Source organism: Vibrio sp. 970 (assembly GCF_033339075.1).
Genome location: NZ_JAWOTW010000006.1, coordinates 178,996 through 201,024 on the forward strand (window position 1 = coordinate 178,996; position 22,029 = coordinate 201,024).

Genomic DNA, 22,029 nt, shown 5'->3' on the forward strand with positions numbered 1-22,029 from the left:
CATTAATGGATTCATAGTTTGAAAATAAAGCGATTTTTTGCCAAAGACATGAGAACGGCGCTGCTCCAAGTGAAAGAGGAGTTAGGCGCGGAAGCGGTGATCATGTCAAACAAGAAAGTGGCTGGTGGAGTAGCGATTGTTGCGGCGATAGATAGTGAATCTAATCCGTCTCAAGCAAGCGCAGCGTCACAGCAAAATCGCGGTGCTTCTCAATCGAATCGCTATAACGAACATCGTCAAATGTCATCGTCTTCTGCTGATCGTTACCAAGATCGTCATTTAGATGAAGATAAAATTAGCCTGAACAGTAATAACAGTAACAATGAAAAAACAGGCTCAATGACGCAGCGATTCGCTAATATGCTTAAGCAATATAGCGGTGGTGCAGCAGATGCTGACGACCACGTAGCGGAAAATGAAGATTCGCTCTCTGCTTTGCTGCAACGCCAAAATAAGCATCGCGACGGCTACAACCAAGAAAAGCCAGCGCCATATCAACCAGATTCACCTTTGGCGAAGCTAATCGCACAGGACAATCGATTTGAACGTCCGACGCCCAAGCTGGACCCGACGCGCTATGACCGACGTCGCCCAAGTGATGAGCGTGACGAATCGGCCGATGAGCTAGAAAGCATGCGCGAAGAGATGACGTCAATTCGTCGTCTGTTGGAGCACCAAGTTTCTGGTCTGATGTGGCAAGAAGTAGAACGTCGTGAGCCACTAAGAGCAATGCTGATTAAGCGCTTAGAGCGAATGGGCGTTTCTCCGGAGTTAGCAGACCAGATGGCCTGTTATATCCCGGAAGATACAAAGCCAGCGCGAGCGTGGAAAGCGTTATTGTCGCTGGTGGCGGATCAAATCAATATTCCTAAACAGGACATTTTAAAACGTGGTGGCGTAGTCGCATTGTTGGGTCCGACGGGGGTTGGGAAAACAACAACCGTAGCGAAACTCGCAGCACGCGCAGCCATGGAATACGGTGCCGACAATGTGGCCCTTGTGACAACAGATACATATCGCATAGGTGCACATGAGCAACTCTCAATTTACGGAAGAATTATGGGTTGTCCCGTAAGAGTTGCTAAAGATTCTAACGAGTTAGCCGATGTTATATATCAGCTAAGAAACAGAAGACTGATTTTGGTCGATACGGCAGGGATGGGGCAACGAGATGTGAGGCTTTCCGAGCAGCTCGACACTCTAATGCAAGAGAGCGGGGAAGTGATTCACAGCTACCTTGTTTTGCCGGCTACCGCACAACGTCGTGTTCTACAAGAAACGCTGGATCACTTCCGACGTATACCACTTTCGGGTTGTATTATGACGAAGCTTGATGAGTCATTAAGCCTAGGCGAATTCATCAGTGTAGTGATTCAAAACGCAATGCCAGTAGCTTACATCGCTAATGGTCAGCGCGTACCAGAAGACATTGTGATAGCGCAACCAAAATATATGCTTGCGAAAGCAAATGAACTGTTAGAGAAGTCGACAGAGAACGAACCTCACTTTTGGAACAGTGACAGTGAAGGACTCTAAGGCGGCGGACTACTATGACTGAGAATATGATACACGATCAAGCAAGCGGCCTCCGTCGCTTAACACAACCATCGTTGACCAAAGTGATTGCTGTTACTGGCGGCAAAGGTGGTGTGGGGAAATCAAACGTAACACTGGGTCTGGCGATTTGTATGGCTCGCCAAGGCAAGAAGGTGATGGTTCTCGACGCTGATTTAGGTCTGGCCAATGTGGACGTGATGCTCGGAATTCGTGCAAAACGTAATCTAGGACATGTCTTAGCGGGTGAATGTGAGCTAAAAGATGCGATTGTCGAAGGGCCTTATGGTATAAAGATAATTCCTGCAACTTCTGGCACACAGAGCATGACAGAGCTTTCTCACGCTCAGCATGCTGGACTCATTCGAGCATTTGGTAGTCTTGAAGACGAAATGGATGTCCTGCTGATTGATACCGCTGCTGGTATCTCTGACATGGTAATCAGTTTTTCGCGAGCAGCTCAAGATGTGGTTGTAGTTGTGTGTGATGAACCGACGTCAATCACAGATGCCTATGCATTAATCAAGCTGTTGAGTAAAGAACACCAAGTTCAACGCTTTAAAGTTGTAGCAAATATGGTCAGAAGCTACCGTGAAGGGCGAGAATTGTTTGCAAAGTTGACACTAGTCACAGAGCGATTCTTGAATGTTAGCCTTGAACTCGTAGCATGTATTCCATTAGATGATAAAGTACGACAGGCTGTAAAAAGACAAAAAATTGTCGTTGATGCGTTCCCACGCTCGCCTGCCGCTTTAGCTATCAGCTCACTAGCAAACAAAGCGTTGACGTGGCCACTACCGAAAACACCAAGTGGACACTTGGAATTTTTTGTGGAAAGGTTGCTAAATCGTACCGAATTCGCAGAGGACCCTTTTGGTGAATAAAGCGATAACCTATGACCAACATGGCAAATTTAATAGCCAGCAGGCGTTCATTGAACGTTATTCAGTGTTGGTTAAGCGCATTGCTCACCACCTACTAGGCCGTTTACCGCCGAGTGTTCAGGTAGAGGATTTAATTCAGGCCGGCATGATCGGTCTTATCGAAGCTCAGCAGAATTATGATGGTTCTAAAGGTGCGAGCTTTGAAACTTATGCAGGTATCCGTATTCGTGGCGCAATGTTAGATGACATGCGTAAAGGCGATTGGGTACCGCGTTCTGTTCATAAAAATAATCGAGAGATTAACCAAGCGATTGCGGAGCTGGAAGGCGAATTAAATCGAGATCCTACTGATTCTGAAGTAGCCACGCATCTCGGTATGACACTGGATCAATATCATAGTGCTCTTACCGATATCAACTGCTCAAAATTAGTCGGTATTGAAGATTTAGGCGTTTCTGATGATGTGATTTCACCGGCGGATGAAACCGATGACAGCAACCCATTCAAAGGGGTAGTTGATGAATCATTTCGAAAAGCACTGGTTGAATCAATAAAACAGCTTCCAGAGCGTGAAGCTTTGGTTCTTTCGCTTTATTATGATGAAGAACTCAATTTGAAAGAAATTGGCGATGTGTTAGGCGTAAGCGAATCTCGCGTAAGTCAAATACTGAGTCAAGCGATGCAACGTTTACGTACCAAGCTCAGTGCGTGGACACAAAATGACTAAAAACACTGATTTTACGATTCAGTGGAGGCAATTTTGAATAAAAACATGAAGATCCTTATTGTTGATGATTTCTCAACAATGCGCCGTATTGTTAAAAACCTGCTTCGTGACTTGGGTTTCAATAACACTCAAGAAGCGGACGATGGTTTAACCGCATTACCAATGCTGAAAAAAGGTGACTTCGATTTTGTTGTAACTGACTGGAACATGCCAGGTATGCAAGGCATCGATTTGCTTAAACACATCCGCGCGGATGCAGAACTTAAGCATCTGCCAGTTCTAATGATCACGGCTGAAGCGAAGCGTGAGCAGATCATTGAAGCTGCTCAAGCAGGTGTAAACGGCTACATTGTTAAGCCATTTACTGCTGCAACATTAAAAGAAAAATTAGATAAAATTTTCGAGCGTTTATAACTCTCTCTTTCTCTTTGTTATTCGAGTCATTCATACCAATTATTAAATACCTATTAAATGACTCGTTTAGCGTTTTCAAAGTGATAAGAAGAACTAAACGTAAAAGGGTCTATTCAGAATGATCTCACTAGAGCAGGCGAAGTCACTCGTTCAAATGCTAGAAAACGGGGAACAAGACCAAGCCAATATGCTTGTTGCCTCGATCTACGAAGGTGCCGATAACCCAATGCTGCAAGAAATTGGAGCGTTAACTCGAGACCTTCACGAATCACTCAAGCAGTTCAGTCTCGATCAGCGCATGACCGAAATTGCGAAAGACGAAATCCCTAACGCTAGGGATCGTCTCAATTATGTGATCGAGAAGACAGAGCTTGCAGCCAACAAAACAATGGATGCGGTCGACTGCTGCCTTCCTATCGCTGATAACCTGCATGATTGCCTTCTAAAAGTTCGTCCTCAATGGAATGAACTCATGCACGGGCGCATAGAATTAAGCGAATTTAAAGCACTGTGTCACCGAATCGACGGGCTATTAGTGCAAGTCGAAGGTGACAGCACTGAATTGCGCGGCCAATTGACCGAAATTCTCATGGCGCAAGACTTCCAAGACCTAACTGGCCAAATCATTCGCCGCGTAATTACGTTGGTTAATGAAGTTGAAGGCCGCTTAGTGGAAATCCTAACCGTATTCTCTGGAAATAAACTTGAAGAACATATTCAAGTTTTGTCAGAACCGGCAGATAAAAAGAATACACAAACAAGCGAAGCCGAAGGCCCGATTCTTCATCCAGAACTGAGAGAAGATGCGGTTTCATCGCAGGACGAAGTCGATGACTTGTTGTCCAGTCTTGGATTTTAAAGGTAACGTATGAGCTACGATTTAGACGAAGATATTCTTCAGGACTTTCTCATTGAGGCTGGGGAAATTCTCGAGCTGCTTTCTGAGCAGTTGGTTGAATTGGAAAATAACCCAGAAGACAAAGACTTACTTAATGCTATTTTCCGCGGGTTTCATACCGTAAAAGGCGGTGCCGGCTTCCTTTCATTGGCAGAGCTAGTCGATACTTGTCATGGTGCGGAGAACGTGTTCGACGTTTTACGAAACGGTCAACGCACGGTAACGCAAAACTTAATGGATACGATGCTAAAAGCCTTGGATACGGTTAATACCCAGTTCCAGGCTGTTCAAGATCGTGAGCCGTTAGAAGCTGCGGACCCTGAGCTTCTTGAAGAACTTCATCGTCTATGCAAACCTGAGTCAGAAGATGAAGTAGCGGCAACCGTAGTTGAAGAACCAGTGGCTACTCCAGAGCCTATTATTCCCGAGCCTATCATCGAAGAACCTGCTGCGCCGTCAGCACCATCAAGTGTCGGCTCTGTTGATGAAATTACCCAAGACGAATTCGAAAAGCTACTTGATGAGCTTCATGGTAAAGGTTCAGCGCCAGGCGCCTCAATGTCTGCGACATCTACAACGCCATCTGAACCGCCTCAATCGAGTGCGCCATCAGTTGAAAGTGGTGATATCACTGATGATGAGTTTGAACGTTTACTCGATGAACTGCACGGTGTAGGAAAAAGCCCTTCTACGGCAGAGGCTGCTGCATCTGCATCCGTACCAGTAGAGCCACCTAAAGCGGCAGAGCCTTCCGCTCCAGTGTCATCTTCATCAAATCAAGACAGTGACTTAATGACGGACGAAGAGTTCGAAAAGTTACTCGATGAGCTACATGGTTCAGGTAAAGGTCCAACGCTAGAAGAATTGGATATGGCAACGAAGCCTGCTTCAGCAAACGTAGAGCAAAGCCCTGCGAAACCTGAGCCTGTTGCTAAGCCAGCACCCGTTCAAACAGCGCCAGCACCAAAGCCAGAATCTAAACCAGTCGCCGTAAAAGAAGAAGCTAAAGCACCAGCGGTTAAAAAACCTCAGGCTGAAGCAACCGTTCGTGTTGATACCTCGACGCTTGATACCATCATGAACATGGTGGGTGAGCTCGTATTGGTTCGAAACCGCCTATTAAGCCTTGGTTTGAATAGCGACAACGAAGAGATGTCCAAAGCGGTCGCTAACCTTGATGTGGTAACTGCGGATCTACAAGGCGCGGTAATGAAAACGCGTATGCAGCCAATTAAGAAAGTGTTTGGCCGTTTCCCGCGCGTTGTCCGTGACTTGGCTCGTAACCTAAATAAAGACATCGTGCTAGAAATGCGCGGTGAAGAAACCGATCTCGATAAGAACCTTGTAGAAGCATTGGCCGATCCGTTGATTCACTTGGTACGTAACTCGGTTGATCACGGTATTGAAATGCCAGACGCACGCGCGAAGGCCGGCAAATCACGCACAGGTAAAGTGATTTTGTCAGCATCGCAAGAAGGGGACCATATTGAACTATCCATCGTAGATGATGGTGGCGGTATGGACCCGAACAAACTGCGTGGCATCGCGGTGAAGCGTGGCATGATGGATGAAGATGCGGCGGCACGTTTAACAGATAAAGAGTGCTTCAACCTTATCTTCGCACCTGGTTTCTCAAGTAAAGATAAAATTTCTGACATCTCTGGTCGTGGTGTGGGTATGGACGTGGTTAAGACGGCGATCAATACCTTAAACGGTTCAATCGATATCGATTCTGAGCTAGGCAAGGGCACTAAGATTACGATCAAAGTACCACTAACGTTAGCGATTTTACCGACTCTGATGGTTGGTGTTGGCGGTCATCCGTTTGCTCTACCACTGGCTTCGGTGAGTGAAATTTTCCACTTAGATCTTAGCCGTACAAACGTGGTAGATGGTCAGCTGACGATCATTGTACGTGAGAAATCTATCCCGCTATTTTACTTACAAAACTGGTTAGCATCCAAATCGCAAAACGTCCAAGAGCGTACTGGTCACGGTCACGTGGTGATTGTACAGATTGGTAACCAACGCGTTGGTTTTGTTGTGGATACGCTTATTGGTCAAGAAGAAGTGGTTATTAAGCCACTCGATAATCTATTACAGGGCACTCCAGGTATGGCTGGTGCGACAATTACTAGCGATGGCCACATTGCATTAATTCTAGATGTGCCTGATTTACTTAAGCGATACGCTGCGGCTTCACGCCTTTAAGCAAAGCTGACGTTATTAAAAGGAATAAGATGGCGATTAAAGTACTAGTCGTTGATGATTCGAGTTTTTTCCGACGTCGCGTGAGCGAAATCATCAACTCAGAATCGCGCCTAGAAGTGATTGACGTTGCGGTAAATGGTAGAGAGGCGGTTGAGAAAGCCAAATCTCTCAAACCTGACGTCATCACGATGGATATTGAAATGCCAGTGATGGATGGCATTACAGCTGTACGTGAAATAATGGCCGCTGCTCCAACGCCAATTCTAATGTTTTCGTCCCTGACCCACGACGGGGCGAAAGCTACGCTTGATGCGCTAGATGCGGGCGCATTGGACTTCTTACCGAAAAAGTTTGAGGACATTGCGCGTAACCGTGAAGAAGCGGTGTCATTACTTCAACAGCGTGTGATTCAGATTGCCTCGAAGCGCGCTTTCATGCGTCGACCTATCGCTCGCCCAACAGCGAGTACCAGCACGACTACTCGATCATTAGGTTCAAGAACGGCTTCACCTGTGACTCCAACACCAACTCGACCTGCTGCGACAAAGTACCGTGCTTCTGGTAAGAAGTATCAACTGACGGCAATTGGCACATCAACAGGTGGCCCCGTTGCTCTACAAAAAATTCTGACGCGTTTGCCGATGAACTATCCGCATCCGATTGTATTGATTCAACACATGCCAGCAACGTTTACTGCTGCGTTTGCCAGTCGTTTGAACACCTTGTGTAAGATTCAAGTGAAAGAAGCACAAGATGGCGATGTGTTACAGCCCGGTGTGGCATACCTTGCACCAGGTGGGAAACAAATGATGGTGGATGGACGAGCGGGCGCTGCTCGTCTTCGCATTATTGATGGCGGCGACCGCATGAACTACAAACCATGTGTGGATGTGACTTTTGGTTCTGCCGCAAAAGTATATGGCGACAAAGTGCTCTCTTTAGTGTTGACAGGCATGGGTGCAGACGGTCGTGAGGGCGCTCGCATGTTGAAGTCTGCAGGCTCAACAATTTGGGCACAAGATGAAGAAAGTTGTGTTGTTTATGGCATGCCCCAAGCGGTTGCTAAAGCAGGCATTTCTTCAGAAGATTTACCGCTTGACCGCATTGCTGAACGCATGTTGGTGGAAGTTGGCCTAGCTTAGGATTCATCATGATTGTTTGGAGTGTAGCTAACCAGAAAGGAGGCGTGGGTAAAACCACCTCAACAGTGACATTGGCGGGCTTATTGAGCCAGAAAGGCCATCGAGTATTGATGGTTGATACTGATCCTCACGCCTCACTGACTACTTATCTCGGTTATGATCCTGATGCAGTAACTTCGAGCCTATTTGATTTATTCCAGTTGAAGACGTTTTCTCGTGAGACGGTTAAGCCGTTGATTTTAGAAACAGAGCTGGAAGGAATGGATATCATTCCCGCGCATATGTCCCTTGCCACGCTTGATCGCGTAATGGGTAATCGCAGTGGTATGGGATTAATCTTAAAACGGGCGCTGCAAACTGTCTCACAAGACTATGACTATGTGTTGATTGACTGTCCGCCAATCCTTGGCGTGATGATGGTGAACGCGTTGGCAGCCAGTGACCGAATTTTGATTCCTGTTCAAACAGAGTTTTTGGCGATGAAAGGTCTAGAGCGCATGATGCGTACGCTAACCATTATGCAAAAATCTCGCCCGGGCGGTTTCAAAGTGACTATCGTCCCAACCATGTACGATAAGCGCACGAAAGCGTCATTGCAGACATTGATGCAACTGAAAAAAGATTACCCAAATCAAGTGTGGACCTCAGCGGTGCCTATTGATACCAAGTTCCGCGATGCCAGTTTAAAGCACTTGCCAGCTTCGCATTTTGCATCTAGTAGCCGTGGTGTGTTTGCCTATAAACAGCTACTGATTTACCTGGAGAGGTTGGCGTTCGATGAGCAGTAATGATGTGCTGTCCAGTGAACAAGCACTTGATGACTACTTTAATGCATTACTGGATGATGAAACTGAAATAACGACTCTTGAGGAAGACCTTGACCTGTTGGCTCAAGAGGTATCATCTGCAGAGCCAGAGCCAGAGCCAGAGCCAGAGCCAGAGCCAGAGCCAGAGCCAGAGCCAGAGCCAGAGCCAGAGCCAGAGCCAGAATTACAGCTACAATACTCGGAGCCAGAAACGTACCAGTTTCAAGAAACATATCCGCCAGAGTTGGAAGCTCCAAACCTGGAAGATGTTCAAAGGCTATTAAGTCAGCTTGAAGCAAGCAACCCAGTGGCTGAGTTGGATATTGATAGTATTCTTGAACAAAATACGATTGATATTGCAGCAGAGATAAAAGCGGCTGAGCCTGAGGTACAAACCTTTAGTGAGGTGCCTGAGCTTCAGGGTGTTGAGGAAATACAGGACTGGGTGATTGATGAGCCAGTTTTTGAGGAAGCGCAACCAGAGGTGGATGAACCTCACGCAGTGATCGAACAAAGTATCAATATAGAAGCGAACGTCGATACTGAACTCGAAACACAAGCAGATTCCGATATACCAACGGTCTGGGAAAGCACGAAGCGAAGTGAGGACTTCCAAGTTCTTTACTTTGATGTGAATGGTGTCACGTTTGCTGTACCTCTTGATGAGTTAGGTGGTATTCATCGCATTAGCGAGCTTAACCATTTGATAGGAAAACCCGCCTGGTATTTGGGGCTACAAACAAATCGCGAGCAGCAGTTTGATGTCATCGATACCGCGAAATGGGTGATGGCAGATAAGCTTCGTGATGATAGCTATAAAGATAACTACCAATATGTCGTCATGCTTGGTGAGAGCATGTGGGGGTTGGCCAGTAACCAATTAATGGGGACTGAAACGCTTAATATCGACAAGGTTCGCTGGCGTGAGCAGGCGGGTAAACGCCCTTGGCTAGCGGGCATGGTAAAAGAAAAAATGTGTGCCTTAATTCATGTCCAGGCGCTCATTGACATGCTAAACGCCGGTTTAGATGTCAAATCACTGAATTAGATTTAAGTCGGGAACGACATTAACGAGGATTAACTATGTCTCAAGCTTTTGAAGTAGAAGTGAAGAAAGATGCATCGAATGACGAAGTTCTTCAGTGGGTGACGTTCCAGCTAGAAGAAGAAACGTACGGCATCAACGTAATGCAAGTTCGTGAAGTACTTCGTTATACTGAAATTGCCCCTGTTCCAGGTGCACCAGATTATGTACTTGGTATCATCAACCTACGCGGTAATGTAGTTACTGTTATCGATACACGTTCACGTTTTGGCCTGATGGAAGGCGAAGTCACCGACAACACTCGTATTATTGTGATCGAGTCTGAGCGTCAAGTGATTGGTATCTTAGTAGATAGCGTGGCAGAAGTCGTTTATCTGCGTTCTTCTGAAATTGATACGACGCCTTCAGTTGGTACCGACGAGAGTGCGAAGTTCATCCAGGGTGTGAGCAACCGTGACGGCAAGCTTCTTATCCTTGTGGATTTGAACAAGCTGCTAACAGATGACGAGTGGGACGAGATGGCTCACCTTTAATGGCTGAATGATGATGGCTGAAGAGACTCTTTTATCTGCTCCATTCCTTGCGGGTGGCGTCGCTTTTATCGTGTTAGTATTGGTTGTTTTGCAACTGCGGATTCGCTCGGGGTTACAAAAGCAGTTAGACCAACAACGAGCTCAATCTCGACACGCAGATAAAGAAGTGCAAAAGTTGAGTAAGCAGTTACTCGAAGTGCGCTCGGTTGTCGTTGGTCTTGGGCAAAAAGTGACGGAGCAACAAGACATTATTCAGCACTTAAACGAGAGAATTCGCGAACTCGAACACGCTGATACTGATGGTCGCTTGTACAGTCGCGCTTCTAAAATGGTACAGCTTGGCGCTGATATCAACGAGCTGATTGAAGAGTGCGAACTACCAAAAGCCGAAGCTGAGTTGATGCTTTCACTGCAGAAGAAACTGGCAGGGAAAGAGAAGATTCCACCATTAAGTGGTCAGCCATCAGATGACGCAGAATATCCAGCGCGTGGACGTCGTCGACGCTAAAGGTTATCAAGCGATAAAAAAGAGGCGTTATTACGCCTCTTTTTTTGTTTTTAGCCGCTAATGCTCTTCTTAAATACAACCCTAGATAACCTTCAGTCGATCTTGCTCTTAGTTCTGGCCTCTCAAATTCAAAATGAGCGCTTATAACTACTTATAGTTAATTTTATTAAAGTGTGATGATTAATTAACAAAAATACATGAACTTACATGTAACCTAGCCCTCTTATCCTGTTTTGTCATAACTAAGCTGTGCTAATATAGCGGCTCGTTCATTTTTTAGTTGAAGCTCTATGTTAGAAGTGTCTAACCTGACAGCAATCCGTGATGAAAGGGTTCTGTTTGAAAACCTGCAGTTTGAAATTAAGCCTGGTGAATTGGTCCAGATCGAAGGGCGTAATGGTACTGGTAAAACTACATTGCTACGGATTGTGACAGGGTTAGGTGATAGAGAAGAAGGTGTCATTAAATGGAAAGGCGAAGAGGTTGAAAAATCTCGTGATGTTTTCCATCAAGATCTGCTTTTCTTAGGACATCAAACAGGAGTGAAACGAGAGCTTACCGCATTAGAAAACTTACGTTTTTATCAATCTATTCAAAATAATCGCTCTTCAGACGAAGAAATCTTTATCGCTTTGACTCAAGTAGGATTAGCTGGTCGAGAAGATGTGCCTGTAGCACAACTTTCCGCAGGTCAGCAACGACGAGTCGCATTGGCAAGGTTATGGCTCAGTAAGCAAATTTTATGGATTTTAGATGAGCCGTTGACTGCCATTGATAAGCAAGGCGTCAAGGTGCTTGAATCTTTGTTCGCAAGTCATGCTGATAATGGCGGTATTGTTGTGTTGACGACGCATCAAGATATGTTTGCGGACAGCCCGAAACTTAGAAAAATAAAGCTGGGTGACTGATATGATTTCCTCGATGACCACCATCATTCGTCGTGAGCTCCTAATCGCATTTCGCCGTCAGGCAGACATTCTGAACCCGTTGTGGTTCTTTATTATTGTCATTACTCTCTTTCCTCTGAGTATTGGACCAGAACCTAATTTGTTAGCACGTATTGCAGCGGGCATCGTTTGGGTTGCCGCATTGCTGTCCGCCTTATTATCATTAGAGCGTCTATTTCGTGATGATTTTCAAGACGGTGCACTAGAACAAATGATGCTAATGCCGATTCCATTGCAACTTGTAGTGGTTTCAAAGGTCATAGCACATTGGTTGTTAACAGGGTTACCTCTGATTTTAATTAGCCCATTATTGGCGGTTTTACTTTCGCTCGACTTCAATACTTGGCTATCGGTTGTATTAACCTTGATGATCGGTACACCAACACTAAGTTTTATTGGCGCCATTGGTGTGGCGTTGACTGTTGGGTTGCAAAAGGGTGGCGTTCTTTTGAGTTTGCTTATTCTTCCGCTCTACATCCCAATTTTGATTTTCGCAACATCGGCAATTGATGCTGCCGCACTCGGTATGGCGTATAACGGTCAACTAGCGATTTTAGGTGCGATGCTAATGGGGGCGATGACATTAACGCCTTTTGCCATCAGTGCCGCATTACGAGTTAGTGTCAACTAACTCAATAAAGTGCCAATGAAGCGGCGCTTGATCAAAGAATTATTATTAAAGCACTGCTACGGTCTCAACCCTTTAGACAGTGTCCCTGAAGTAAGAGTGAGAACAAAACATGTGGAAATGGCTACATCCTTATGCCAAGCCAGAAGCAGCTTATCGTTTGAGTGGTAAGTTTCTGCCTTGGTTTTCTGTATTGGCCCTCGTATGCTTATCGGTTGGTACGGTTTGGGGGCTTGCATTTGCGCCTTCAGATTACCAACAAGGTGACAGTTTCCGAATCATCTACATTCATGTCCCATCAGCTATTTGGTCTATGGGCGTTTATATGTCGATGGCGATCGCTGCATTTATTGGCCTAGTATGGCAAGTTCGCCTATCTGATATGGCGGCACTTGCGATGGCTCCGATTGGTGCAGTATTTACTTTTATTGCTCTACTTACAGGTGCTGTTTGGGGCAAGCCTATGTGGGGCACTTGGTGGGTATGGGATGCCCGTCTTACATCTGAATTGATTCTTCTATTTCTCTACCTTGGTGTGATTGCGCTTTACCATGCGTTTGACGATCAAAAAACCGCTGCAAAAGCCGCTGGTATCTTAGCGATCGTAGGCGTAGTAAACCTACCTATCATTCACTTTTCCGTGGAATGGTGGAACACGCTTCATCAAGGTGCGACGATCACGAAATTTGAACAACCTTCTATTTCATCCGACATGCTTTGGCCGTTATTGCTGAACATCTTTGGCTTTGCGTTCTTCTTTGGTGCCGTGACGATGGTCCGTTTTCGTAACGAAATCATCAGTAAAGAAAGTCACCGCCCTTGGGTGCGCAAACTCGCAACAGAACAAACTCAGTGAGGTAACTGATTATGCATTTTGAATCTCTGAGCGACTTTTTTGCCATGGGTGGCTACGCATCATACGTATGGAGTGCGTTTGGTATTACTTTCTTATCCATGCTGATTCTTCTGATCACTAGCCTTCGCCGCGGTGATGCATTATTGAAAGAAGTGAAAGCAAAAATTGACCGTCAAGCTCGTATCGACGCAGCGAAGAACATGGAGAACACCTTATGAACCCGAGACGTAAAAAGAGGCTAGGTATTGTACTAGCGATCTTTATCGGTATTAGTGCCACCATTGGTTTGATACTTTATGCGCTTAATCAAAATATGGACCTTTTCTACACTCCAACGGAATTGGTTAATGGTAAGCCAGATGGCACCAAGCCAGAAGTAGGCCAGCGTCTGCGTATCGGTGGAATGGTGGTTGTGGGCTCAGTTCGTCGAGATCCTAATTCTTTGAAAGTGAGTTTTGACCTGCACGATGTCGGTCCGAAAGTGACGATTACCTATGACGGTATTCTTCCTGACTTGTTCCGTGAAGGGCAGGGTATTGTTGCTCAAGGTGTACTGAAAGATGCCACGACAGTTGAGGCATTTGAGGTCCTAGCGAAGCACGATGAAGAATACATGCCACCAGAAATTGCAGAAGCGATGAAGAAAACGCATGAACCGCTTCAATACAGCACCGAACAGAAACAAGGAAGCGGCCAATGATTGCTGAAATCGGTCACTTTGCTCTCATTCTTTCGCTTGCAATGGCAGTGCTGTTGAGCGTATTGCCATTGTGGGGAGCATCGAATAATAACACCATGCTAATGAACACAGCGCGACCGCTATCTTGGTCTATGTTCCTGATGCTGTTGTTCTCTTTCGCCATTTTATGTTGGGGATTTTATACCAACGACTTCACGTTACAGTATGTAGCGAGCAACTCGAATAGTCAGCTTCCTTGGTACTACCGTTTAACCGCAGTATGGGGTGCACACGAAGGTTCACTGTTGCTATGGGTTTTAATCCAAGCTGCTTGGACTGTCGCTGTAGCGACGTTTAGTCGTGGTATGCCGCAAGAGTCGGTTGCACGTGTACTTGCTGTTATGGGCATGATCTCAGTGGGTTTCCTACTGTTTATCATCCTAACGTCGAACCCATTCCTACGTACGTTACCGTTCTTCCCGGTTGACGGACGTGACTTGAACCCTCTGCTTCAAGACCCTGGTTTGATTGTTCACCCGCCAATGCTTTACATGGGCTATGTTGGTTTCTCGGTTGCATTCTCTTTTGCGATCGCATCCCTAATGACCGGACGCCTTGATACTGCTTGGGCTCGTTGGTCTCGTCCTTGGACAACCGCAGCATGGGTATTCTTAACACTTGGTATCGCACTAGGTTCTTGGTGGGCTTACTACGAACTTGGCTGGGGTGGCTGGTGGTTCTGGGACCCAGTAGAAAACGCATCATTCATGCCTTGGTTAGCGGGTACCGCATTAATGCACTCTCTTGCCGTGACAGAAAAGCGCGGCACATTTAAAGCGTGGACGGTACTATTGGCAATCTCTGCATTTTCGTTGAGTTTGTTGGGCACCTTCTTAGTCCGTTCCGGTATTTTAGTATCGGTACACGCGTTCGCGTCTGACCCGTCGCGCGGTATGTTTATTCTAGGCTTCCTCGTTTTCGTTATCGGTGGCTCTTTATTGCTGTTTGCCGTAAAAGGGGCAGCAGTGCGTGTACGAGGTAACTTCGACTTAGTCTCACGTGAAAATGCGCTCTTAGCCAACAACGTATTACTTATCGCCGCTCTTGTTGTGGTGTTAGTGGGGACACTGTTGCCGCTCGTACACAAGCAGCTTGGTTTGGGGTCGGTCTCTATCGGTGCGCCATTCTTTGACATGCTATTTGCGTGGTTAATGATGCCATTTGCTTTCCTGCTTGGTATTGGCCCTCTTATTCGTTGGAAGCGAGACAATTTATCTAAACTTGTGAAACCAATGCTCGTTTCAGGTGTGCTTGCTTTCGCCTTGGCCGCGCTATGCGTGTACCTGTTTGCCGATTTCTTCTCAACCATGGCTTACATTGGTTGGGTGATGGCGATTTGGATTATTGCGATGCATGGCTTTGAACTGTACGAGCGCGCAACGCACCGTCATAGCTTTAGTGAAGGTGTTCGCAAGCTGCAACGTAGCCACTGGGCAATGATGTTGGGTCATGTTGGTCTGGCGGTATCTGTTATCGGTATTGCGATGGTACAGAACTACAGCATCGAGCGTGATGTACGTTTAGCACCTGGCGAACACTTCCAAATTCAAGGCTATGATTTCTACTTCTCAGGCTTGCGTGATAAAGATGGTCCAAACTACGATGGCTACATCGCAGACTTTGAGATCACACACGATGGCAAATACGTGAATACGCTTCACGCAGAGAAGCGCTTCTACCGTACGGCTAAGTCTATGATGACTGAAGCAGCCATTGACCGTGGTATTAGCCGCGACTTATACATTGCAATGGGTGAACGTTTAGACGACAACCGATCTTGGGCTGTTCGTATTTACTATAAACCGTTCGTTCGATGGATTTGGGCTGGCTCTTTGATTATGGCATTAGGCGGCGCACTAGCGATTTCTGATAAACGCTACCGCTTCCGTAAATCGCCGAAGAAAAACGCGAAGTCAAAAGAGCAGGAGGCATAACATGAATAAGAAAATCTTATTTATTCCGCTTGTCGCTTTCATGATTCTAGCGGGCATTTTCGCAACCCAATTAATGCGTAACCAAGAGGGCGATGATCCAACTAAATTGGAGTCGGTTTTGGTTGGCAAGCCAGTTCCTGAATTTCATTTAGAAGACCTGGCTGAGCCTGGAAAACAGTACGACCAATCAATTTTTAAAGGTGAACCGTTGCTCTTGAACGTTTGGGCAACGTGGTGCCCAACGTGTTATGCAGAGCATAAATACCTAAACGAATTGGCGGGTAAGGGCGTTAAGATCATCGGTATGAATTACAAAGATGATCGTAATAAAGCAATAGGTTGGCTGAATGATCTCGGCAACCCGTACTTGATCAGCCTATTTGATGGCAGTGGTATGCTTGGCCTTGACCTTGGCGTTTATGGTGCTCCAGAAACATTCATTATTGATGCAAATGGTGTGATTCGCTATCGCCATGTAGGGGATGTAAACCCACGTAATTGGTCAGAAACACTGGAGCCGCTTTACAACAAATTGGTTGAGGAGGCGAAGCAATGAGAAAGCTAATTCTTGCCGTTTTTGCTGCGATGACATTATCTCTTGCTGCTCATGCGGCCATTGAAGTGTACGAGTTTGATAATTTGGAACAAGAACAGCAGTTCAAAGAGTTAAGCCATACGCTCCGTTGCCCTAAATGTCAGAACAACACGATCTCGGATTCTAACGCTGAACTTGCTCAGGACTTACGCCATAAGGTGTACGAAATGACCAAAGAAGGTAAGTCCAAAGATGAGATTGTTGATTACATGATCGACCGTTACGGTAACTTCGTGACTTACAACCCACCATTTACGGTCGCGACTGCGATTTTGTGGCTAGGGCCACTCGCTGTAGTACTGGGTGGTTTTGGTTTGATTGTACTGCGTAGCCGTAAATCTAAAGTTAAGGCAAAAGCGAGCAGTGACGAGCAATGGGATGAGCAAAAAGAAGCTCGTTTAAAAGCATTGCTTGAAGAAGAGAACAACGGAGATAAGAAGTAATGACACTATTTTGGATTTCCACCGTTGTTCTCACGCTTATTGCTTGTGCGCTGGTGGCTTTGCCGCTGCTTAAACAAAAAGCGAACAATGATGATGTGTTACGCGATGAGCTTAACAAGGCATTTTATAAAGACCGACTATCTGAGCTTGCAGAAGAAACTGACGAAGGTCTAGTTGAAAGTGAAGACGAACTGATTTCTGATCTAAAGCAATCACTGCTTGACGATATCCCTGGTGATAAAGCGCAAAAAGAAACTAAGGTTTCTCCAATCGCGGTTTTAGTTCCATCGGTAATTCTGACGGTGGTGCTGAGCTATGGTTTGTATTATAAATTTGGCGCGTCAGACGATATTGTTCAATGGCAAGAAGTGTCTGCAAATCTACCTGAGTTATCGAAAAAGCTGATGTCGGCTTCTTCTGAGCCGCTGAGTGACGATGAAATGGCGGATTTGACCCTTGCCCTTCGAACTCGCTTACATTACCAGCCGGAAGACTCGACAGGTTGGTTACTGCTAGGTCGTATTGCGTTAGCAAATCGTGATGTCACCACAGCTATCGATGCGATGGAAAAATCGTACCACCTAGAGCCAAAAGACCCAGATGTGATGTTGGGTTATGCACAAGCTCTGATGCTGTCTCAAGAGGAAATGGATCAAGCGACGGCTCGCTCATTACTCGGCAAGCTGATGCAGCAAGACTATGTCGATCTGCGTGTGTTTTCTTTGTTAGCGTTCGATGCGTTTGAGCGTCAAGACTTCCCGGCAGCCATCAAGTACTGGGGAATCATGCAGCAAATGATTGGTCCAGAAGATAGCCGCTACGAGATGTTGTCACGCAGTATTGAGAGTGCTCGTAAGCAAATGGGCGAAGCGGTTTCACCGGATAAGAGTGTAGCTGTGACAATTAATGTGGCACCAAATGCTCAGTTGGATCCAAACGCAGTTCTGATTGTGTCAGTACATCGTTCAGATGGCTCTCCAATGCCTGTGGCTGCTGCTCGTTATCCGCTAGGTACTTTCCCTCGCACAGTCGTATTAGATGATGGCAATGCCATGATGCAAGGGCAAAAGTTATCTTCACTCGATAAGCTAATCGTCCGTGTGCGTGTAGATTCTGACGGTAACGTAGCAACGCGTGATCAAGATTGGCACGGAGAAAGTGACGTCGTTGAATTTGGCGCACCAGTAGAAGTGACCATTGATCAGCAGTATTAATTGTTAACATCTGTCTCTGAAACATGACAACGAGGTAGAGTCAGTTGCCTTTAGTGGTATGACTCTAAACGATCGAGTAGAATACCGAAGGCCAGCGATTGCTGGCCTTTATTTATTCCCATATCTGAGTCATCTTTACTATGTATCCTGCTCAACATACGTACAATGGTTAATCGGGGTGACTTAGGTACATTAATAGTCGTTATGGAAAATAAAATGTATAACAAGGGTAAATCTACCTTCTTGTTGCTGTTAGCCGTTGGACTGGTTGGCTGTTCAAGTGCGCCTGATGAAGCAGTAACAGGACAAGAAACAAATCAAACGACTTCTGATGTGTATGACCCGTTGGAAGGCTTTAACCGAACCATGTGGGAACTCAACTACGAATATTTAGATCCGTATTTGGTTCGTCCTGTATCACTTGCGTATGTAGAATACACGCCAGTTCCTATTCGTTCTGGTATCGCTAACTTCTTATCGAACTTAGATGAGCCAGCAAGCATGGTTAATAACTTAATCATGGGTAATGGTACGAAAGCCGTGGACCACTTTAACCGTTTTTGGATTAACTCGACGTTCGGTATTTTCGGTTTATTTGATATTGCAAGTGCCGCGGGTATTACGAAGTACGACGAGAAAGCGTTCAGTGATGCAGTAGGCCACTATGGCGTTGGAAATGGTCCTTACTTCATGGTTCCAGGTTATGGTCCGTATACCTTACGTGAAGTGACAGATACCGTAGATAGTACGTATTTACCCCTCTCTTATCTCAACTTCTGGGCGAGTTTGGGTAAGTGGGCGTTTGAAGGAATGGAGAAGCGTGCTTTATTAGTACCGCAAGAAGCGCAGCTAGACTCGTCGCCGGATCCATATATTCTAACTCGCGATGTTTATATCCAGCGTCAAAATTTTAAAGCAGAAGTTGAAACGGTAGAAGAAGTTAACATCGAAGAAGAAGAGTATTTAGATGAATATCTAGAAGACTTTTAAGCGTTGTTCTTCACAATAGAGAAATGAAAAAAGGCTTAGCTGATACTAAGCCTTTTTTGTATTTTGCCGCTTGGTTAGAAACGGTAGTTTGCTTGAACACCGATTAGCCAAACATTACCCGTAGTTTCGCCTACGAATTGGCCGCCGACTTGTTCTGCAGTGTCGTCTGACTTGTAACCACGAGACTCAACGATTGGTGCGTCTTTCGCAAAAATATAGGTGAAGCCAGCGTCTAGGCTGAAGTCTTTCGTCCAATCGTACGTTGCGCCAATACTTAGCCAAGTGCGGTCAGTTTCTGGAATAGTGATCGTACGGTTTTTGTCGCTTACCGCTGAAGTATCGTATGCAATACCAGTGCGTAGCGCTAGCTTAGGATCAAGCTGGTAAGTAGCACCAACAGCAAAGCGATAGTTGTCTTCCCAGTTTTCTACTTTAACCATATGCGTGCCAGCAGTATTTAGACGTGCTTCCAATTTCTCGAAAGAGCTCCAATCCGTCCAGTTAACGCTTGCGTGTAACGCAAGTTGGTCTGTTACTTGGTGGAAGCTTGCCAATTCAGCCGTTGCAGGCAGGTTTAGATACATGTAGCCGTTGTCGCGTTCAGAAGTACCGAAGCCAAAACCAAGACCTTCAGCATGGCCTTCAAGCTTCAGTTCAACTTCAGATTTGTACGCGAAGCCGATACGGTTATTTTCATTGATCTGCCATGCTGTACCAACTTGCCAGCCCCAAGCGGTATCGTCACCTTCCATGTATTTTAGAGCGGTACCTTGAGGAACACTGATTGGTTGATTAGTTTCAGGGTTTAACCCTACAACGTTATTCTTAGGAGCTGCTGCGCCAAAGCTGCCTTCGCCGATGATGTAACGGATACCACCACCAACGCTGATTGATTCATTGACTTTGTAAGCTGCGTTTAAGTTCGCTTCCATTGTCGTTACGCTTGCTTCGTTACCGAAGTGCGAGGCACCAAAGCCTTTACCTAAATCGGTTTCCATGCCGTAGTTGGTGCCAAATGCCAAACCAATCGCGAATTTCTCATTATATTGGTGTGATAGGTAGAAGTTTGGAATGATTGCATCATGTGCGAAGTCATCTGAAGATGCAGAAGAAGTGCTACCGTGGAAGTTTACATCACCTTCAATATCAATATTTGGGTTCACATAGATTGCACCAACGGACACTTGAGTGCCTTCCAAATAAGTTAGCATTGCTGGGTTACGCCATTGTGCACTTGCGTTGTCAGCTATTGCTGCTTCACCAGCATATGCTCGACCTAGGCCTGTTGCAGAATATTCAGCAAGTTGGAAACCTGCTGCGTTAGCCATGCCCGTTGTGCCAAGTAGGCTTAATGCCACTGCTGTTGATAGAAGAGTCTTGTTGGTTTTCATTCGAATGTTCGCTGATTTGTTTATAACGTGGGACGAAAGTTTAAAGGTAGAGTTTTTACTTTAGAAATGAAAATCCAGCGTAAGTGGTCTTTTGAAATATTATCCTTTCAAATGTTATTTTTGCGGTTTAATAATCTAACTGTGAAAGGCTTGTAAACGGAATTCAGCGAACAGCTGTGCGTCCTAATTGTGAGATTTAGATACACGTGTTCACTCAAATTGAGTGAGCAATAAATCGCAGATATGAAAAAAGGCTGGAAATCCAGCCTTTTATATAAAGTATTTTTCTACTAACTAACAGCGAAGCGTTTAGAAGCTACGGCTGTATTGTAAGCCGAATAGAATTGCATCAGCATGAGTTGTTGCTGTTACACCGGTAGAAAGACCAGGAGCTAATTGAGTATTCTCATTAACTTTTACATCTTCACCTAACAAGTACGTGAAGCCAAAATCGATGTTTGAGCTATTATCAATATGGTAAGAGAAACCTGTGGAGAACCACTGGCGATCTGAGTCTGGTACCGAGATAGACGTTACTTTATCTTGAGCGCTTGTGTCGTACATGTAACCAGCACGAAGTGTCCAGTTGTTGTTTAGGTAGTAAGTACCACCAATTGCGTAGTGCCAGCCATCTTGCCATTGATAGTCTTTCGAGTAACCACCTTTAAGTAAACCCTGATTTAGGTTCTCAAAATCAATTTGGTCGAAATCTTTCCAACCGATGTATTGGATGCTGTAGTGTACAGCAAACTTAGTGTCTTGGATTTTGTGGAAACCAGAAAACTCGGCCATATCTGGTAGAGGTAGCGTGATTTCCTGACCTTTGTCGTCTTTTGCCGTAAATTCAGGGCTGTAACGATACGCTAGACCAAAACGGTTGTTTTCATCTAGTTCGTACACAGTACCTACGTTAAAACCAACAGCCCAACCATCAGCTTTATCTACGTCCAGAATTTTTTGACCGCCAACCCTTGGGACTGAAGAGCTAGTTGTACGCTTCATTGTGCCTTGGCCGTAGATTAAATCTAAACCAGCACCAAAGCTCCATTGTTCGTTTAAACGGTAAGAACCCGCCAATCCAAAGTTGAAGCTTTTTACATCCGTAAGACCACCGTACTCTGTTGCGGTGTAGTTATCTGAAAATTCAGTTTTAGTGCCGAAATTAGAGTATGCGTTTACGCCCCATGCAAACTTGTCATTTACTGGAACGATTAGGTGAATGTTTGGAGCTATTGACGTATCACCCACATCATCAGTATCAGCAACACTTACAGTATTGGAGCCCAAAGGAGTATTAACGTTATATTTCGCATCTTTCACTTCAATCATTGAAGTAATGCTTTCGAAACCTAGCGACAGTTCCATTTTATCAAACAGAGCCATTGCTGCTGGGTTACGAGCCATTACTGCTGCATTATCTGCGATTACCGCATCACCAGCAAATGCACGGCCGATGCCAGTTGCTGATTGAGCGTTGATTTGGAAACCCGCTGCCATCGATTGACCTGAGGCAAAAGCTACCGTTACTGCTAGGAGAGTCTTTCTAAACAGACGCGTGTTCTGAGTCATT

The 22,029-nt window shown here is 45.5% G+C and carries 23 protein-coding genes; 21 read left to right on the forward strand and 2 right to left on the reverse strand.

The annotated features are described in order from the left end of the window. The first annotated feature begins 18 nt into the window (after nucleotides 1-18). From flhF to R7Q11_RS11595, 21 genes are all read left to right on the forward strand, one after another. Nucleotides 19-1,536, forward strand: a complete 1,518-nt coding sequence (gene flhF, locus R7Q11_RS11495) for a flagellar biosynthesis protein FlhF (RefSeq protein WP_033907111.1) — start codon at nucleotides 19-21, stop codon at nucleotides 1,534-1,536. Between the two features lie 14 nt (nucleotides 1,537-1,550). Further along, the gene (locus tag R7Q11_RS11500) at nucleotides 1,551-2,438 is read left to right on the forward strand and encodes a MinD/ParA family protein (protein ID WP_005380498.1); all 888 of its coding nucleotides are present in this window, start codon (nucleotides 1,551-1,553) and stop codon (nucleotides 2,436-2,438) included. Then, nucleotides 2,431-3,165 carry an RNA polymerase sigma factor FliA gene (locus R7Q11_RS11505; RefSeq protein ID WP_005380499.1) on the forward strand — a complete coding sequence of 245 codons (735 nt, stop codon included), beginning with the start codon at nucleotides 2,431-2,433 and terminating at the stop codon, nucleotides 3,163-3,165. The genes R7Q11_RS11500 and R7Q11_RS11505 overlap by 8 nt, the downstream gene beginning before the upstream one ends. A gap of 45 nt (nucleotides 3,166-3,210) precedes the next feature. Continuing rightward, nucleotides 3,211-3,579, forward strand: coding sequence for a chemotaxis response regulator CheY (gene cheY, locus R7Q11_RS11510; protein WP_017635949.1), 369 nt, complete (start codon nucleotides 3,211-3,213; stop codon nucleotides 3,577-3,579). Between the two features lie 118 nt (nucleotides 3,580-3,697). Beyond that, complete coding sequence (locus R7Q11_RS11515; protein ID WP_005380502.1) at nucleotides 3,698-4,438, forward strand: protein phosphatase CheZ; 741 nt, start codon at nucleotides 3,698-3,700, stop codon at nucleotides 4,436-4,438. Nucleotides 4,439-4,447: 9 nt separating this feature from the next. Next, entirely contained in the window at nucleotides 4,448-6,688 is a 2,241-nt protein-coding gene (locus R7Q11_RS11520; protein ID WP_017635948.1) for a chemotaxis protein CheA, read from the forward strand. Nucleotides 6,689-6,717: 29 nt separating this feature from the next. Beyond that, the gene (locus R7Q11_RS11525) at nucleotides 6,718-7,830 is read left to right on the forward strand and encodes a chemotaxis response regulator protein-glutamate methylesterase (RefSeq protein WP_025767174.1); all 1,113 of its coding nucleotides are present in this window, start codon (nucleotides 6,718-6,720) and stop codon (nucleotides 7,828-7,830) included. An 8-nt stretch (nucleotides 7,831-7,838) separates the two neighbouring features. Beyond that, nucleotides 7,839-8,618 (forward strand): ParA family protein, encoded by a 780-nt coding sequence (locus R7Q11_RS11530; protein WP_176311123.1) that lies wholly within the window; start codon nucleotides 7,839-7,841, stop codon nucleotides 8,616-8,618. Further along, nucleotides 8,608-9,684 (forward strand): chemotaxis protein CheW, encoded by a 1,077-nt coding sequence (locus R7Q11_RS11535; RefSeq protein WP_213908270.1) that lies wholly within the window; start codon nucleotides 8,608-8,610, stop codon nucleotides 9,682-9,684. The genes R7Q11_RS11530 and R7Q11_RS11535 overlap by 11 nt, the downstream gene beginning before the upstream one ends. A 35-nt stretch (nucleotides 9,685-9,719) precedes the next feature. Next, nucleotides 9,720-10,214 (forward strand): chemotaxis protein CheW, encoded by a 495-nt coding sequence (locus R7Q11_RS11540; protein ID WP_005380507.1) that lies wholly within the window; start codon nucleotides 9,720-9,722, stop codon nucleotides 10,212-10,214. Nucleotides 10,215-10,227: 13 nt separating this feature from the next. Next, complete coding sequence (locus R7Q11_RS11545; RefSeq protein ID WP_025998721.1) at nucleotides 10,228-10,722, forward strand: DUF2802 domain-containing protein; 495 nt, start codon at nucleotides 10,228-10,230, stop codon at nucleotides 10,720-10,722. A gap of 290 nt (nucleotides 10,723-11,012) precedes the next feature. Further along, complete coding sequence (gene ccmA, locus R7Q11_RS11550) at nucleotides 11,013-11,630, forward strand: cytochrome c biogenesis heme-transporting ATPase CcmA (protein WP_005380511.1); 618 nt, start codon at nucleotides 11,013-11,015, stop codon at nucleotides 11,628-11,630. 1 nt (nucleotide 11,631) lies between these two features. After that, nucleotides 11,632-12,300 carry a heme exporter protein CcmB gene (gene ccmB, locus R7Q11_RS11555; RefSeq protein WP_005380512.1) on the forward strand — a complete coding sequence of 223 codons (669 nt, stop codon included), beginning with the start codon at nucleotides 11,632-11,634 and terminating at the stop codon, nucleotides 12,298-12,300. 109 nt (nucleotides 12,301-12,409) lie between these two features. Next, the gene (locus R7Q11_RS11560; RefSeq protein WP_005380513.1) at nucleotides 12,410-13,153 is read left to right on the forward strand and encodes a heme ABC transporter permease; all 744 of its coding nucleotides are present in this window, start codon (nucleotides 12,410-12,412) and stop codon (nucleotides 13,151-13,153) included. 11 nt (nucleotides 13,154-13,164) lie between these two features. Next, nucleotides 13,165-13,371 (forward strand): heme exporter protein CcmD, encoded by a 207-nt coding sequence (gene ccmD, locus R7Q11_RS11565; RefSeq protein ID WP_005380515.1) that lies wholly within the window; start codon nucleotides 13,165-13,167, stop codon nucleotides 13,369-13,371. Then, nucleotides 13,368-13,853 (forward strand): cytochrome c maturation protein CcmE, encoded by a 486-nt coding sequence (gene ccmE, locus R7Q11_RS11570; protein ID WP_005380516.1) that lies wholly within the window; start codon nucleotides 13,368-13,370, stop codon nucleotides 13,851-13,853. Before ccmD ends, ccmE begins: the two co-directional genes overlap by 4 nt. Further along, entirely contained in the window at nucleotides 13,850-15,826 is a 1,977-nt protein-coding gene (locus R7Q11_RS11575; protein WP_017635943.1) for a heme lyase CcmF/NrfE family subunit, read from the forward strand. The genes ccmE and R7Q11_RS11575 overlap by 4 nt, the downstream gene beginning before the upstream one ends. Nucleotide 15,827: 1 nt before the next feature. Further along, nucleotides 15,828-16,382: a DsbE family thiol:disulfide interchange protein gene (locus R7Q11_RS11580; protein ID WP_005380518.1), complete on the forward strand. Its 555-nt coding sequence runs from the start codon at nucleotides 15,828-15,830 to the stop codon at nucleotides 16,380-16,382. Further along, complete coding sequence (locus tag R7Q11_RS11585) at nucleotides 16,379-16,864, forward strand: cytochrome c-type biogenesis protein (RefSeq protein WP_149192452.1); 486 nt, start codon at nucleotides 16,379-16,381, stop codon at nucleotides 16,862-16,864. The genes R7Q11_RS11580 and R7Q11_RS11585 overlap by 4 nt, the downstream gene beginning before the upstream one ends. Continuing rightward, a complete protein-coding gene (ccmI, locus tag R7Q11_RS11590) occupies nucleotides 16,864-18,078 on the forward strand; it encodes a c-type cytochrome biogenesis protein CcmI (RefSeq protein ID WP_225466450.1) in 1,215 nt (404 codons plus the stop codon). Before R7Q11_RS11585 ends, ccmI begins: the two co-directional genes overlap by 1 nt. 216 nt (nucleotides 18,079-18,294) lie before the next feature. Beyond that, on the forward strand, nucleotides 18,295-19,068 hold the full coding sequence (locus R7Q11_RS11595) for a VacJ family lipoprotein (protein ID WP_005380523.1): 774 nt from the start codon (nucleotides 18,295-18,297) through the stop codon (nucleotides 19,066-19,068). A gap of 74 nt (nucleotides 19,069-19,142) precedes the next feature. On the opposite strand, the gene R7Q11_RS11600 is transcribed toward R7Q11_RS11595, so the two are convergent. Further along, nucleotides 19,143-20,459, reverse strand: a complete 1,317-nt coding sequence (locus R7Q11_RS11600) for an outer membrane protein transport protein (RefSeq protein WP_225466451.1) — start codon at nucleotides 20,457-20,459, stop codon at nucleotides 19,143-19,145. 309 nt (nucleotides 20,460-20,768) lie between these two features. Further along, a complete protein-coding gene (locus R7Q11_RS11605; protein WP_213915935.1) occupies nucleotides 20,769-22,028 on the reverse strand; it encodes an outer membrane protein transport protein in 1,260 nt (419 codons plus the stop codon). Nucleotide 22,029 lies beyond the last annotated feature (1 nt).

Coding starts and splice junctions, on each gene's coding strand:
- R7Q11_RS11500 (WP_005380498.1), top strand. CDS start 1,551: ATGACTGAGAATATGATACACGATCAAGCAAGCGGCCTCCGTCGCTTA.
- cheY (WP_017635949.1), top strand. CDS start 3,211: ATGAAGATCCTTATTGTTGATGATTTCTCAACAATGCGCCGTATTGTT.
- R7Q11_RS11515 (WP_005380502.1), top strand. CDS start 3,698: ATGATCTCACTAGAGCAGGCGAAGTCACTCGTTCAAATGCTAGAAAAC.
- R7Q11_RS11520 (WP_017635948.1), top strand. CDS start 4,448: ATGAGCTACGATTTAGACGAAGATATTCTTCAGGACTTTCTCATTGAG.
- R7Q11_RS11525 (WP_025767174.1), top strand. CDS start 6,718: ATGGCGATTAAAGTACTAGTCGTTGATGATTCGAGTTTTTTCCGACGT.
- R7Q11_RS11530 (WP_176311123.1), top strand. CDS start 7,839: ATGATTGTTTGGAGTGTAGCTAACCAGAAAGGAGGCGTGGGTAAAACC.
- R7Q11_RS11535 (WP_213908270.1), top strand. CDS start 8,608: ATGAGCAGTAATGATGTGCTGTCCAGTGAACAAGCACTTGATGACTAC.
- R7Q11_RS11540 (WP_005380507.1), top strand. CDS start 9,720: ATGTCTCAAGCTTTTGAAGTAGAAGTGAAGAAAGATGCATCGAATGAC.
- R7Q11_RS11545 (WP_025998721.1), top strand. CDS start 10,228: ATGGCTGAAGAGACTCTTTTATCTGCTCCATTCCTTGCGGGTGGCGTC.
- ccmA (WP_005380511.1), top strand. CDS start 11,013: ATGTTAGAAGTGTCTAACCTGACAGCAATCCGTGATGAAAGGGTTCTG.
- ccmB (WP_005380512.1), top strand. CDS start 11,632: ATGATTTCCTCGATGACCACCATCATTCGTCGTGAGCTCCTAATCGCA.
- R7Q11_RS11560 (WP_005380513.1), top strand. CDS start 12,410: ATGTGGAAATGGCTACATCCTTATGCCAAGCCAGAAGCAGCTTATCGT.
- ccmD (WP_005380515.1), top strand. CDS start 13,165: ATGCATTTTGAATCTCTGAGCGACTTTTTTGCCATGGGTGGCTACGCA.
- ccmE (WP_005380516.1), top strand. CDS start 13,368: ATGAACCCGAGACGTAAAAAGAGGCTAGGTATTGTACTAGCGATCTTT.
- R7Q11_RS11575 (WP_017635943.1), top strand. CDS start 13,850: ATGATTGCTGAAATCGGTCACTTTGCTCTCATTCTTTCGCTTGCAATG.
- R7Q11_RS11580 (WP_005380518.1), top strand. CDS start 15,828: ATGAATAAGAAAATCTTATTTATTCCGCTTGTCGCTTTCATGATTCTA.
- R7Q11_RS11585 (WP_149192452.1), top strand. CDS start 16,379: ATGAGAAAGCTAATTCTTGCCGTTTTTGCTGCGATGACATTATCTCTT.
- ccmI (WP_225466450.1), top strand. CDS start 16,864: ATGACACTATTTTGGATTTCCACCGTTGTTCTCACGCTTATTGCTTGT.
- R7Q11_RS11595 (WP_005380523.1), top strand. CDS start 18,295: ATGTATAACAAGGGTAAATCTACCTTCTTGTTGCTGTTAGCCGTTGGA.
- R7Q11_RS11600 (WP_225466451.1), bottom strand. CDS start 20,459: ATGAAAACCAACAAGACTCTTCTATCAACAGCAGTGGCATTAAGCCTA.
- R7Q11_RS11605 (WP_213915935.1), bottom strand. CDS start 22,028: ATGACTCAGAACACGCGTCTGTTTAGAAAGACTCTCCTAGCAGTAACG.